Annotated in this window: 13 protein-coding genes; 4 read left to right on the top strand and 9 right to left on the bottom strand. The window is 42.3% G+C overall.

The window, feature by feature from the left end:
- Positions 1-16: 16 nt before the first annotated feature.
- From A3G19_RS00170 to mobB, 3 genes are read right to left on the bottom strand one after another with little or no spacing between them, the layout of a single operon-like run.
- Entirely contained in the window at positions 17-211 is a 195-nt protein-coding gene (locus A3G19_RS00170; RefSeq protein ID WP_015653608.1) for a hypothetical protein, read from the bottom strand.
- Complete coding sequence (locus A3G19_RS00165; protein WP_015653607.1) at positions 195-1,040, bottom strand: class 1 fructose-bisphosphatase; 846 nt, start codon at positions 1,038-1,040, stop codon at positions 195-197. Before A3G19_RS00165 ends, A3G19_RS00170 begins: the two co-directional genes overlap by 17 nt.
- The gene (gene mobB, locus A3G19_RS00160) at positions 1,037-1,543 is read right to left on the bottom strand and encodes a molybdopterin-guanine dinucleotide biosynthesis protein B (RefSeq protein ID WP_294869927.1); all 507 of its coding nucleotides are present in this window, start codon (positions 1,541-1,543) and stop codon (positions 1,037-1,039) included. Before mobB ends, A3G19_RS00165 begins: the two co-directional genes overlap by 4 nt.
- A gap of 156 nt (positions 1,544-1,699) precedes the next feature.
- On the opposite strand from mobB, the gene A3G19_RS00155 reads away from it, so the two are divergent.
- The 4 genes from A3G19_RS00155 (at position 1,700) to A3G19_RS00140 (ending at position 5,383) form a co-directional block, all read left to right on the top strand.
- Positions 1,700-2,128, top strand: coding sequence for a FecR family protein (locus A3G19_RS00155; protein ID WP_294869925.1), 429 nt, complete (start codon positions 1,700-1,702; stop codon positions 2,126-2,128).
- Positions 2,128-2,724, top strand: a complete 597-nt coding sequence (locus A3G19_RS00150) for an OmpA family protein (protein WP_294869923.1) — start codon at positions 2,128-2,130, stop codon at positions 2,722-2,724. The genes A3G19_RS00155 and A3G19_RS00150 overlap by 1 nt, the downstream gene beginning before the upstream one ends.
- 2 nt (positions 2,725-2,726) lie before the next feature.
- Positions 2,727-4,826: a CHASE2 domain-containing protein gene (locus tag A3G19_RS00145; RefSeq protein ID WP_294869921.1), complete on the top strand. Its 2,100-nt coding sequence runs from the start codon at positions 2,727-2,729 to the stop codon at positions 4,824-4,826.
- Positions 4,827-4,897: 71 nt separating this feature from the next.
- Positions 4,898-5,383 (top strand): hypothetical protein, encoded by a 486-nt coding sequence (locus tag A3G19_RS00140; protein WP_294869919.1) that lies wholly within the window; start codon positions 4,898-4,900, stop codon positions 5,381-5,383.
- Here A3G19_RS00140 and A3G19_RS00135 read toward each other — a convergent pair.
- The 6 genes from A3G19_RS00135 to A3G19_RS00110 form a co-directional block, all read right to left on the bottom strand.
- Entirely contained in the window at positions 5,292-6,944 is a 1,653-nt protein-coding gene (locus A3G19_RS00135) for a transglycosylase SLT domain-containing protein (protein WP_294869917.1), read from the bottom strand. The genes A3G19_RS00140 and A3G19_RS00135 overlap by 92 nt on opposite strands.
- Positions 6,941-7,228, bottom strand: coding sequence for a YggT family protein (locus A3G19_RS00130; protein WP_015653600.1), 288 nt, complete (start codon positions 7,226-7,228; stop codon positions 6,941-6,943). Before A3G19_RS00130 ends, A3G19_RS00135 begins: the two co-directional genes overlap by 4 nt.
- The gene (gene gltX, locus A3G19_RS00125) at positions 7,225-8,523 is read right to left on the bottom strand and encodes a glutamate--tRNA ligase (protein WP_294869915.1); all 1,299 of its coding nucleotides are present in this window, start codon (positions 8,521-8,523) and stop codon (positions 7,225-7,227) included. The genes A3G19_RS00130 and gltX overlap by 4 nt, the downstream gene beginning before the upstream one ends.
- A gap of 47 nt (positions 8,524-8,570) precedes the next feature.
- On the bottom strand, positions 8,571-9,221 hold the full coding sequence (locus A3G19_RS00120) for a TrkA family potassium uptake protein (protein ID WP_015653598.1): 651 nt from the start codon (positions 9,219-9,221) through the stop codon (positions 8,571-8,573).
- Positions 9,222-10,502 (bottom strand): TrkH family potassium uptake protein, encoded by a 1,281-nt coding sequence (locus tag A3G19_RS00115; RefSeq protein WP_363921159.1) that lies wholly within the window; start codon positions 10,500-10,502, stop codon positions 9,222-9,224.
- Positions 10,503-10,633: 131 nt separating this feature from the next.
- A complete protein-coding gene (locus A3G19_RS00110; protein ID WP_294869913.1) occupies positions 10,634-12,835 on the bottom strand; it encodes an SLC26A/SulP transporter family protein in 2,202 nt (733 codons plus the stop codon).
- Positions 12,836-13,063 lie beyond the last annotated feature (228 nt).

Here is a 13,063-nt window from a genome sequence, read left to right as displayed (position 1 = left end):
AAATTCAATCGTTGTATTAAAAATCAAACCCGCCGGTTTCACCTTTGGACATACTCTCATACACACTTCGAATGTATTTGGTGCGGATTTCGCAACCGATACATTTTTCACACACATAGCAACTGCTTAAATCATGCTCTTGTTGGCACTCTTGGAGAATTTTTATGGCTTCATCCAATAGTTCTTCATATTCATTATTGCTGTCCGGCATAGACACTCATAACCTCATTAATTTCATCTTTTGAACCGAAAAAGCAGGGGCTGGTATCGTGAACGTGTTTAGGTTCTTTATCTAGAACACGTACTGTACCGTCGATCGCTTTTCCACCGGCTTTTTCAAAAATAAAGGCGAAAGGGAATACTTCAAACAACATTCGAAGTTTCCCTTCCGGCTTATCACTTGCGCCCGGATAACTGAACAAACCGCCCCCTTTGAGGAGGATTTGATGAAGATCGGGAACCATACCGCCGGAGTAGCGGAGGCGATAGCCGCGTGCAAAGAAACTGTCAATCATGATTTTATGAAAAGGAGCCCAACATTGTTGCGTTCCGCCCGGTGCATTGATTTTCCCTTTTTCATTCAGTTGAATATGTTTAACAAACTCAAACTCACCGTTTTGAAGCAGATAGAGAGAAACATTATGCTCATCCGCAAATACCAACTCAACACGCGGTCCATAGACGACATAACAGCTCGCGACCATTTTACTCGGAGTAAATTCACCCTCATAAATACCGAAGATTGATCCGACACTGAGATTAACATCGACAAGAGATGAACCATCCAGCGGATCAAAGGCAATAAAATAGTGACCGTTTTCGTTGAGCACCATCGGGTGTTCTTTCTCTTCGCTGGCAATCGTATGAACACCTTCGACACGGCTCAGTTCCTCTTCGATAATCAAATCACTTTGGATATCGAGTTGAAGCTGAGTTTCACCGGAGCTGTTTTGTTCTTGAGAGTAGCCGATATCTTTAACATCAATGGCGTTTTTAATCCGAATAGCGCTTTTTTGGATCGCTTCTAAAATAACATTCATTCTATAACCTTTGCGTGAGCTAAAATCCACTCGATCACCTGATCGGGGTTGTTGAGATCGAGGATGTCTATTCCATGAGGAATATCATAATGCGCCGTATCTATACTCTCATCGATCGCTAAAGCGTTCATATACGGAAAGTAGTCGGTATCGATGTGCCCTCGAAAGATACTGATACGCGGAAGCGGAAGATTTTTCAACCCCTCAACGAGCAATACGTCAAACTCACCGAAAAGCGAAACTAATTCGTCTAACTCTTTGTGACGTTGCGAAAAATAGGTGGTACGGGTAGGGGAGGTGACGATAACCTCGGCTCCCGTATCACTGAATTTGTAGCTGTCTTTTCCCGGAACATCAAACTGAGCTTTGTCTTTCGGATCATTTTTGATGATAGCGACTTCTAAATTGTGTTCATGGATCAATTTTCGCGCTACTTTGAGGATCAAGGTAGTTTTGCCGCTATTTGAGGGACCTGTGAATGCAACTGCTAAACGTTTTTTCAAATCAATAACCCTCACGTAAAATTAGGGATATTATAGTCTAGGTTCATTTTAAACTTTCTAAAGAAGTGAAACAATTGATTAAAATGGATTGTAAGTCGATATACGATAAAGTTGTTCGAAGAAAAACACCCCCCTCTACGCTATCAAGGAGATTGAATGATATGGAAAGTTTTTGCCCTCGTTTTGACGCTTGCATTGTCTGCTCAGGCACAAGAATCGGTTGCATTTATTAAAAGTCTCAAAGGTGATGTCAGCATCAAACGAGAAAATACAATTCACCCTGCCAAAAAAGGGGAAAAACTCTTTTCACATGATGTAATACAGACGGAAGAAAAAGGGGGAACCGGACTATCATTTAATGATGGAACCCGTATATCCATTGGATCAAAAAGTATTTTGGAGATTGATGATTATCTCTTTGCCCCTTCTCAAAAAGCCTTCCGTTTTGATTTGTCGCTTCACAAAGGAAGTGCAGTATTTGAATCAGGCAGAATCGGTAAATTGGCTCCTGAAAAAGTAAGTTTCAAAGTACCGCAAGGAGTTGTCGGAATTCGCGGAACTAAATTTGTAGTAGAGGTTGAATAATGGAAGCGTTATTGATTTGGAGTGCATTTATTTTGTCCCTGCCGTTTATCACCTCTGAGCCTTCTACTACAGTGATATTGCTTGAAAACAATACCTCCCATAATGCGATTGATGTTTCAACCCAATTAGGTAAAGTAACAATAGACCAGCCTTATTATGCGACAAGCCTGAGTGCACCGGACAAAAAACCAAGCGATGTTGAAAAGCTCGATCCCGATAGTGTCAATAAAAAATACGCTGACGTACTGGGGAATCTTCCGAGTAAGGCGGTATCAACGCTCTTCTATTTTGAACCGGGAACGGCAGAAATAGCACAATCATCGAAAGATCAGGTAGAAGAACTGATTAAAACTATCGCTTTATATGATCCTGCCTCTATCGATATAATCGGTCATTCCGATCGTGACGGAGATGCGGATAAAAACTATGAACTCGCGCTCGAACGTGCGCATGCCGTTGAGAAGTTTTTGCATGAGCGAAACGTCAATATGGAACGTACCAGTGTGGTATCGTATGGAGAAAATGATCCCATTGTTCCAACCGAAGATGGTGTGCCGGAACCTAAAAATCGTCGTGTAGAAGTGATCGTTCGCTAATCGTGAAATCTCTCATTTTTGCAGCGGGTTCATTACTACTGACGGGTTTATTTTACCTATTTTGGTGGAATGCACCTCTGCTTCGCCAGCTTGATTACAAGATATATGATCAATTGAGCAGCGATTTTCCTCCATCCCATACTCCTGATTCTACCGTTGTTGTCGAGATCGACGATAAAAGTCTGAAGGCTTTCGGTCAATGGCCGTGGCCCAGAGTCATCACCGCAGAACTTATCAATCGGATTAGTGATGCCAAACCAACGGCTGTTGTTTTGGATATTGTTTTTTCAGAAAAAGATCGATCATCACCGGATACGCTCCAAAGGTTTTACCGAGATTTTTTTGATTTGGATATCCGTGTCGATGGACTTCCAGAACCTTTGTTGGATAACGATCAAATTTTATCCGACGCACTGATGCAGTCGAATACTATTCTTCCCGTTTTCAGTGATATCAGCATGCATCCCAAAGAATGCCTGCTTCCCCCTTCGCGTATCCAAGATCAGCGTATTGAAACAGCACAATTGGAAAACATCGATGCAATGGTATGCAGTTTGCCGATTTATCAACAACGCTCAAAAGGGATAGGACATATTCATGCCGTAGCCGATAATGACGGAACATTTCGACGGTTATCCATGTTTATGCGTCATCATGATGAGTTGATTCCAACGCTGGGGATTGCGGCAGTAGCATCGAAAAATATTTCTATTTCTACCCATCCGATCTCATCATTGAAAGGTGATTTTGAATTTAACATCGGAAATAGCCGATTTTCAGTAGATAAGTATGCAAACGCACTGTTGACGTTTTATTCTTTTGAAGCGTATCATAGAGTCTCAGCCTATGATTTGCTCAGCGGTAAAATTGATCCCAAAATATTAAAAAATAAATTTGTTTTTATCGGAACAACGGCCTTGGGATTGGATACGTGGCATACAACTGCTAACGGTACGATTTTACCGGGAGTATATCTTCACGCAACTATGGTCGAAAATCTTTTAAACAATGATTTAAAGGTTCAGCCTTCACTTTTTCCTTGGTTCAATCTTCTCTTATCGTTTGTAATCGCAGTGATTTTATTGGTTTTAATGGTTCGTAAACGCTATTTGAGCATACTCCTCTCTTTTATGGCATTGTTTGGGATAAGCTTTGGTGTGACCTATATTGCATGGCAGTACAATATCTATATTTCTATCGGATATTTCCAGATTCCATTGATCTCTTATCTATTTATTCTTTCAATGTTAATGTTCTTTATCGATTACCGTAATACCAAGCAATTTATGGAAGAGATAAAGCGCTCATCAGAGCAAAAGCGTCTCTTAAAATCAGAACTCGACCGCACTGAAAGTGAGATAGAGTACCAAAAAGCGATGTTGTTTCAACAATCCAAACTGGCTGCTATGGGTGAAATGATTGATAATATCGCTCATCAGTGGCGTCAACCGCTCAACACGCTCGGTGTCATTGTACAAGATACCCAATATGCGCATAGAAGCGGAAGATTGGATCAACACTACCTTCACTCCATGACTACGGAATCGATGGAACAGATTGAGTTTATGTCTCAGACAATTGAAGATTTTCGAAACTTCGTTAAACCTGACCAGAAGAACAGCCCCTTTGATTTGAATGAAGCGGTTGAACAATCGGTTCAACTGTTATACGGCATGCTTGAGTCTCATCGCATTAGTATCAATGTTGAATATTCTGAGAGAGCATTGGAAGTCTATGGCTCCACGGGAGAATTCAAACAGGTAATAATCAATCTTTTGAATAATGCGCGGGATGCTTTGATCGAAAAAAATCCCCCCGATCCCGCCATCATGATTCGTATTTTTGGAGATGATACCTACGGAGCGGTTAGTATTCAAGATAACGGCGGAGGAATCGCACCCGAGGTGATAGGACGTATTTTTGAACCCTATTTTACTACCAAAGAAGAGGGGAAAGGGAGCGGGATAGGGCTGTATATGTCGTATGCGATCATACGAACCAAAATGGGAGGAATGATTGAGGTCTCTAACGTTGAAGATGGAACATTATTTACGTTGACCCTTCCTCTTTGGAGGGATCCGTTTTCTTTAATAGAAGAATGATCTGTTTGGGGAAAAAACTTCTAAGGCTTCTTGACGTATAATAGCGATTATTCGATGACTAAAGGATAGAAATGCGATTTTCTTGGATAGCAATGGCCGCTTTATTGGCTTTCAGCGGATGTTCTCAAAAAGGGGCTTTTGATCTTTTTAAAATGGATGCGTCACATGAACGTGCAGTGGAACAGCTTCGAACCGGAGCCATTGTCTTGTCATTAGAGACAAAAGCAATCCTGTCAACACTCTATCTCAACCCTATTTACCCGGACCAATACAAAGATGGGGAATATTTTATCGCGGCAGTCTATTTTGAGCGGGACAATCGTGATATTCGAAAATGGGATTTAAATACTTATGGGTATACGTTGACTTTGAACGGTAAAAAAGCAACGATCTTGGAAGAGCTGGATCAAAGCGATCCAAGACGCACTTTGATTCCGGTTCAGAACAACTGGAATAAATACTTTTTTATTCGCTTTGACTCAGTTGCTGACTCTTCTTTAGCCCTTCAGCTCGAAAATAATCGGACAGGGAAGGTTGTGTTAAAGTATCAAAAATAGCAGCTATCGATACCTTCTCACCTAAAATATTTTTGTAGATTACATAATTGGCAAGTACCCGCTTGCCATATTCGCGGCTCTCTGCATTTCCCACCAATTCCATACTCATAAACGGTTCATGTTCGCCCGGATTGAAATACGCTCCGCTGAGCAATAGCCGTTTGGTAAATCCGATCCCTCCGTTATACGCATACGCCATCAGTACCGGATTGTAAAGGGTCGCTTCGATGTGTTTCATATGCTCGATTGAATAAGCGATACTGTACTGCGGATTAAACATATCATCATACGATTTTATTTTCATCGGATGGATTTTAGAGATACTATCGACGTTAAAAGGCATAATCTGCATAAGCCCAAGGGCAAATGAACGTGAAATTAAACCCGGAATCAGACGAGTTTCTTGTCGCATCAGGGCATAGAGCATAGCTTTTTGATCGGTTTTGATCGTATTCATATACTGATCGTATGGCATGGTATAGTTATGGATATAGGGTTGATATATCCGTTCAATCATATAGGCTTGAACGGCTAAAGAGTCTTCTCCGTCATAGCGCTCAATGATCTCATAAAGTTTTTCAGGGGGAGTGGCAACCAACTCTTTGTGAAGCGCATTCCATTCAAACGGATTGTCTCCTTTGAAGCCCCCTTTGTCAGGTGTCGGAAGGGTAGTAAAATAGTTTTCAGCCACTTTCCCGACACGCTCTTTAGCCCATAAAGTGTACATATTGATATCGAGGCCATTTGCAAGTTCGTTTAATGCCGTTTCATCACCATTGATACGGTAAATCCAAAAGTTGTTTTTGTCCCGTTCTATCGGAGAAAGGGCCTGACGTTTAGCTTCTTTGAGGTGGTAGAGAGCGTTGTCACTGCGTTTGTATTTAAGGGCATTGATACCCAGATAAAAATGGGTTTGTCCATCATACGCTCCGCCGCTTACATTGGCAAGAGAAGCTTGGAGTTTTTCCATTTTCGGATCGGTTGCGCTTAGATAAACCAGCTGATTAAATCCACGCATGGCGCTTAGTTCAGCAAGTGTTTCATTCTCGACATTGTGATTGAAATGCTCTTGGCGATACAATGGGCTTGAGATAAGAAAGAGTTTTAACGAAGGTGCCAAATCACTGAAAAGGGTGAAATGGTTGTTATGGTTCATGGTTCTAAGCCAAGCGGTATCACCAAAACGCTCACCAAGCCGCATCGCGATCAGTTCACGTTCAAAACTTTGTAATGACTCTGCCTTCATCGGGGTGAGGGCGAGATAAAGACAGTCTTCTTGTTCGATGCTCATTAACGCCGAAGCCGGTTTTTGGAGGCACTCTGAGGTATAGCGTATCTCGATTTCATCCGTTTTTTTCGCGTAATCGAATAAGAAGCGTTGATTGACATTGTCTACTTGATAAAAGGCCTCTTGCGCTTGGGATGCATTGATATCTTGTTGTAAATATTGCCAAATTAAAAAGTTTTTTTCACGTGAAGCGGGCTTATTGCTAATATCTTCTAAGGTAACGCCCCATACATTGCTAAGGAGCAGTACCGCTAGGGATATTGAATACTTCACGCCATAACCATCGCATTAATGACATTAACCAAGATAACATCAATGATATTTAGGGCGACAATCAAAATAATCGGAGCTAAATCCAAACCATTAAACACGGTTGGTATGAATCGACGAATTAATGCGTAAGCAGGCTGAGTGAGACGGTAAATAATCTGAACAATCGGATTATAAGGATCAGGGCGTACCCAAGTCAAAAGTGCTCCGATAATAACAATCCATATGTATACGGTAAGAAGAGAATGGACGATTCCGCCCAATCCAGAGATAATGCCGCTCATCATTTGACCACCTCTTTGAGATAATTTTTGATATGTGTGTATAAATCGTTCATTTCAGGACCGTGTTCTGCACCGCCGATGAGAATACGAAGCGGTTTAAAAAGGCTTTTTCCCTTCAAACCGCTGTGTTCTATCAAATAGGCTTTGTACGATTCATAATCATCAAAATGGGGAGCTTTGAGGGTCAGATTACGCAAGATATCAAATCCTTCCTGATACTCATCCGGGACATTTTTAGGGGCAAAAATTGCACCGATTTTAGCACGAAGCTCTTTAAGGGTACTTGCCTCTTCCAAAAATAGCTTTGCGAGATTCCCGATCTCTTCATCGGCAAAACCGACATAGCGCGAAAGCTCTTTTGGATCGAGTCCTCGTAAATGTTCCCGGTTAATAAATTTGAGTTTATCAATATCAAAACGGGCAGGAGCTTTTGAGAGAGTTTTTAAATCAAACCATTTGATTGCTTCTTTGAGGTTAAAAATTTCACACGGAGGTTTGTTCCCCATTAAAATCAGGTAATTGGTGATTGCTTCCGGTAAAAATCCCTCTTCGAGGAGCCATTTAACACTTGAGGCATCATCCCTCTTGGACATCTTTTTCCCCTCGTTTCCGAGGATAATCGGCAAGTGGGCATACTCGATCTTTTTAGTATATCCCAACGCTTCGTGAATTGCCATTTGCTTAGGGGTATTGGAGAGATGATCTTCTCCACGGATGATGAGAGAGACATCGGCGAGCATATCATCCACCGCACAGGCAAAATTATACGTCGGATACTTATCGGCACGCATTAAAATAAAGCTGTCGATATCATCGGCGGCAAAAGTGCTCTCACCTTTGATAATGTCGGTTACCGTGATTGAATGCTCCGGTTTTTTAAGACGAATGGTGAAGGGGAGGGGATTGTCGATAACCTCTTCGGGATGAAGGTTTTCGCACGCGCCGTCATAACGATAAGCGACTTTTCCCTCTTTAGATGCTTCACGTTTTTCTTCTAAGGTTTCAGGGGTACAAAAACAGTTGAATGCTTTTTTGTCTTGAAGGAGTTGAAGCGCCATTGCACGATGAAAGCGTAGGTTGTTACTTTGGAGTTGTTGCTCTTGGTACTCTATCCCAAATAGAGCTAAAATCTCGAAAATCTCTTTCTCTTTACCGGGAATGTTACGCTCTTTATCGGTATCTTCGATACGGATTAAGAGGGGCTCTTCACGTTGAACAGCAGAAATATAATTAAACAATGCGACGCGGAGATTGCCGATGTGCATATCTCCCGTCGGGCTTGGGGCAAAACGAAGCATAAATATTTCCTAAAACTTTTTTGCAATTTTAGCAGAAATAGACTAACTCACACCTTTTTGCTGAGCGCTTCGATATGTCCGCTGTTACCCAGTACGACGAGAATATCCCCTTTTTCAAGAATATCGTCTTTTTCGAACGAAGTGTACCAGACGCCTTGATGTTTATAGGCAATCGGTTTAACCTCGTATTCCCCCTCGAATATTGGAGAGAGGATTGAAGTACCAACCCAAAAAGAGGGGACGGTAAGCTTGGCAATTTTCATGGTGATCGAGAGGTCAATCGTTTCGTAATGCATATTCTGCACCATTTTTTTAACAATCTTTTTTGCCGATTCCATCTCGGGATAGATCACCTTTGCCGCACCGAGTTTGGAGAGAATTTGTCCGTGTACGGTCGTAATCGCTTTGGCAATGACGGTTTCTACCCCTAACTCTTTGAGCGCCATAACTGTGAGGATACTCGCTTCAATGTTTTCTCCGATACTCACGACCGCTACATCGACATTACCGATTCCCGCTTCGCGCAGTGCCCGTATATCCGTTGAATCGAGAATAACGGCATCTTGTACGTATTCGTTGATGTCCCGAACATGTTCTTCATCCAAATCAACGGCAATAACACTCAGCCCCTGTTGTGCCAACCCTTTGGCAACGTGAAATCCAAATTTCCCTAAACCTAAAACCGCAAATGTATCCATTTATATAATAACCTTTCCTTCTGCATATTTGATTCGGCTCTCCAGAGCTTTTCCGACGATAATGATGGTAAATGCAAATACACCAACTCTTCCCATGAGCATTAAGACGATAATGTTAAGTTTTCCCGCATCACTAAAAAGTGCGCTATAGCTTAAAACACCGCCGTTTCCGGTCGATAACCCTACCGTGCCAAACGCAGAGGTTGTTTCAAACAAGATCCGCAAAAAGGGCAAACGGTCCACTTCGCTTAAAATAATCGTTGAAATGACAACATAGATGGAGGCAATAAAAATAACGGCATACGCTTTATTGATCTGATAGGGTGAGATAGAACGGCGAAAAATATGAGCGTGCGTATCACCTCTGAGCGTATACCATACACCGATCAGGGCAAGTGCCACAACCGTCGTTTTAATCCCTCCGGCTGTTCCTCCCGGACTTCCTCCCGTCATCATCAAAAAGGTAGAGAAAAAGAGGTTCGCATCGGTGAGAGTGGAAAAGTCGATGCTGTTAAAGCCGGCAGTTCGATAGTTGACGGATGCGAACCATGCCGCTAAAATCTTCTCATAGGTACTTAACGATCCGAATGATTTTGGATTATTCCACTCCAGCGAGAGGAGCAGTGCCATTCCGATAAGAATCAAGACCCCACTCATATAGAGAACAATTTTTGTATGGGTTGAGATACGCAATAGCTGTCCGCGTCGATAATTGTAAATTTCAAGCAGTACCATATATCCCAAACCACCGAGAATAATCAGCAAAGGGACGGTAATATTAACCACGAAATCACCACGGTACCCCATCATATTATCGCTAAAGAGAGAAAAACCGGCATTGTTAAACGCAGAAATCGCATGAAACGTTCCAAACCAAGCCGCTTTTCCTAACGGCATATCGACCCAGAAACGGAGAGTTAAGATCACCATTCCGATCGCTTCAATGATAATGATTGAAGCAAATACAATTTTTATGAAACGGACCAACCCGTCCATACCGGGGTGATTAAGGGATTCTTTGAGGATCAGGCGATCTCTGTGATTGATCTTTTGTTTACGCATCACCGCCATAAAGGTCACCGCAGTCATATACCCAAGCCCTCCGATTTGGATCAGGGTAAGGATGACAATATGACCGAACGAGGTAAAATCTACGGGGGTGTCCTTTACGATCAAACCGGTAACACATACCGCCGAAGTGGAAGTAAAGAGAGCATCGATAAAGCGTAACTCTCCATGATGTGCAAACGGAAGAGAGAGGAGAACCGCACCGAAAAGGATAAGTCCTATAAAACTATAGAGGATTATTTTGATTTCGTGAGTATGAATAGCGAATCCTTTAGTAATAAACTAAACGGAAAAATTATAACGTTTATATGGTGATAGAAATATAAAACGGTGTCACATTAAAGTTAAACATCATATTCTGCCCCCAATTCGGATCGGGTCAGCTTCAGCCGCTCCGCTAATACGGTTGCAAGACTTTGCATAAATAAATAGGCCCCTTTTTTATGATGGATAGAGAATAGCTCAAATGCTTCGCGTGAGATGACATACAATTCGGTATCGGACGCCGCAATGACATCGGTATAGTGCGGAGCCCCTTCTAAAAAGGAAAATTCGCCGAAAAAATTATTTTGCCCCAACGTACTGAGATGCACACTTTTTCGATCCGAAAAGGGCAACATGATCCGCACCACTCCCCGTCGAATCAGAAAAATTTCTCCGGTTCCATCCCCTTCAGAATAGATGGTATCCCCTTTTTTATAGGATCGGCTCTCTACCAAACTCTCGATCTCTGCGAGTGTCTCTTCTTTACGTCCCCTAAAAAGGTCAAATTCACTCAACGAGAGGAGCCTTTCCTTTTTTTCTTCGATCAAAGAGTTTTTAATTATCTTGTTTTCAGCCCATTCAACGGCATCATCCAAATCGTCGAAGACTTTGATCGGACTCAAGTGTTTTAATAGACCTACTTGGTTGAAATAGCTCTCTAAATCATCTCCGCTGGGAAGCTTATGGGGTAATCGGCATAAGAGGAGATAACCTTGTTTGTCATGCAAAATATCTTTTATCTGCAAGAGAATATGAGCGGCGGTTAAATCAACGGTCTGAACCCGTTTCATGTCCATTATAATGTATTTTTTATGCCGTAAATCTTCCTGAAGCATCGAATAAAGCTGATTTGCTGTTCCGAAAAATAGGCTTCCATGTAGTTCATACAGTGAAAATGCCTTCCCATTTTCATTTAAAATATTATTTTCTTCTTTACTACGAATAATTCTGCTCCGAACTTCTGTTCCGTCTTGATGGCGATAAATGACCGAAGCCCCGATTTGCTGTCCAATGTACAAAACGATCGCCAGCAGCAATCCAACACCGGCTGCAGCGATTAAACTCACAAAGAGAGCCGTAACGGCAACGGCAATGATGATGATAAAATCCAATGATGTTTTACGAGTGCGAAGAAGTTTGATGCTGTGTTTATCGATCATACGAAAACCGATAATCATCAGTATCGCAGCCAAAGAAGCTACCGGAATCCAAGCAATAAACGTCGCAAACAGCAAAAATGCGATAACGGCCATCGATCCTTCAATAAAGCCGGACAGACGTGTTTGCGCACCGCTGGATATGTTGACCATCGTGGCACCCATGGTTCCAGATCCCGGCATTCCTCCGATCAGTGCTGAAACGATGTTTCCCGAACCTTGGGCGATTAATTCTCGATTAGAATCATGAAAAGAGTGTGTCATCGAATCGAGAATCACACAGGTTTTCAGCGTGTCAATCGAAAGCAGTGCCGCAAGTGTCAACGCCGGAAAAAAGAGAATGGAGAGTTCCGACCATCTAAAATTCTGCAACATATCAAATCGTCCGCTCAACGTCTGTAAAAAATTGATTCCGTCGTTTCCTCCGAGTTCACCGATGACAAAGGGGTTATTGGCGACAAGGAGCTGCGGATCAAACATAGCGGAGATGAAATAGATTGAACTTCCGCCAACCAATGCCGCAATGACTGCCGGAATCAGTTTTAAATACCTCTCGGCAATCATCATCGTAGCGATTGTTCCTATTCCTACGACGATACTTTGCCATTGCCAGATGGTGGGAATCTGCAGTGCTTCATAAAAATGGACACCTTGTGGCAAGCCCAGGAAAATCGGGGTTTGTACAGCGATAATATAGAGCCCGACACCGCTTAAATATCCGCTTACAACCGGAAAAGGCATGTATTTAATTAATCGTCCTAACCCAACCGCTCCAAAAATAATTTGAAATAAACCGGCTAAAAAAGCGATTACCATCAACATATAAAAGACCAAATCCGGTGCAACGTCCTGCGCAATGTATTCCAAAGCAAAAGCCGATAAAACTGCCGCTGCCGGAGCGCTAGGGGCAGATATCAAACGATTCGTCCCCCCTAAAAGAGAGGCAACCAACCCTATGGCCGCAACACCCAATATCCCTGCTATTGCACCATAGGCAGCATAATGCCCCCCAATCGTCGCATAGATCGTCACCCCAAATGCGATAGCGGCAGGCAATGCCACCAGCATAGCAGCAGTTCCACCCCAAAAATCATCGATAAATGTGTTTGATTTAAATAGTTGCATTACGCCCCGAAACTACAGTATTGATTGTATCTATTTGATTGTACCTCATTTATTGTTCTAAAAAAATATGAGGGTGATGATGCTTTATCGCTCCGTTGCTTTTAGATCAAATGAGCTACAATTTTCAATAACCCAAGAGTGAGAGAAAACAGAGAATATGTATGACGCCATTATAATCGGTGCCGGGATAAACGGTTGTTGCAGTGCCTATTTTCTTCATCGCGCAGG

It is taken from the genome of Sulfuricurvum sp. RIFCSPLOWO2_12_FULL_43_24 (assembly GCF_001829605.1).
In the GTDB taxonomy this organism is placed as follows: Bacteria; Campylobacterota; Campylobacteria; order Campylobacterales; family Sulfurimonadaceae; genus Sulfuricurvum.
This window is presented reverse-complemented; position numbering and strand designations above follow the sequence as displayed.

What these genes read in the sequence shown, in the direction of transcription:
- A3G19_RS00130 (WP_015653600.1), bottom strand. Translation starts at nt 7,228, where the DNA reads ATGATGAGCGGCATTATCTCTGGATTGGGCGGAATCGTCCATTCTCTT.
- A3G19_RS00110 (WP_294869913.1), bottom strand. Translation starts at nt 12,835, where the DNA reads ATGCAACTATTTAAATCAAACACATTTATCGATGATTTTTGGGGTGGA.
- A3G19_RS00150 (WP_294869923.1), top strand. Translation starts at nt 2,128, where the DNA reads ATGGAAGCGTTATTGATTTGGAGTGCATTTATTTTGTCCCTGCCGTTT.
- gltX (WP_294869915.1), bottom strand. Translation starts at nt 8,523, where the DNA reads ATGCTTCGTTTTGCCCCAAGCCCGACGGGAGATATGCACATCGGCAAT.
- A3G19_RS00155 (WP_294869925.1), top strand. Translation starts at nt 1,700, where the DNA reads ATGATATGGAAAGTTTTTGCCCTCGTTTTGACGCTTGCATTGTCTGCT.
- A3G19_RS00140 (WP_294869919.1), top strand. Translation starts at nt 4,898, where the DNA reads ATGCGATTTTCTTGGATAGCAATGGCCGCTTTATTGGCTTTCAGCGGA.
- A3G19_RS00170 (WP_015653608.1), bottom strand. Translation starts at nt 211, where the DNA reads ATGCCGGACAGCAATAATGAATATGAAGAACTATTGGATGAAGCCATA.
- A3G19_RS00165 (WP_015653607.1), bottom strand. Translation starts at nt 1,040, where the DNA reads ATGAATGTTATTTTAGAAGCGATCCAAAAAAGCGCTATTCGGATTAAA.
- A3G19_RS00120 (WP_015653598.1), bottom strand. Translation starts at nt 9,221, where the DNA reads ATGGATACATTTGCGGTTTTAGGTTTAGGGAAATTTGGATTTCACGTT.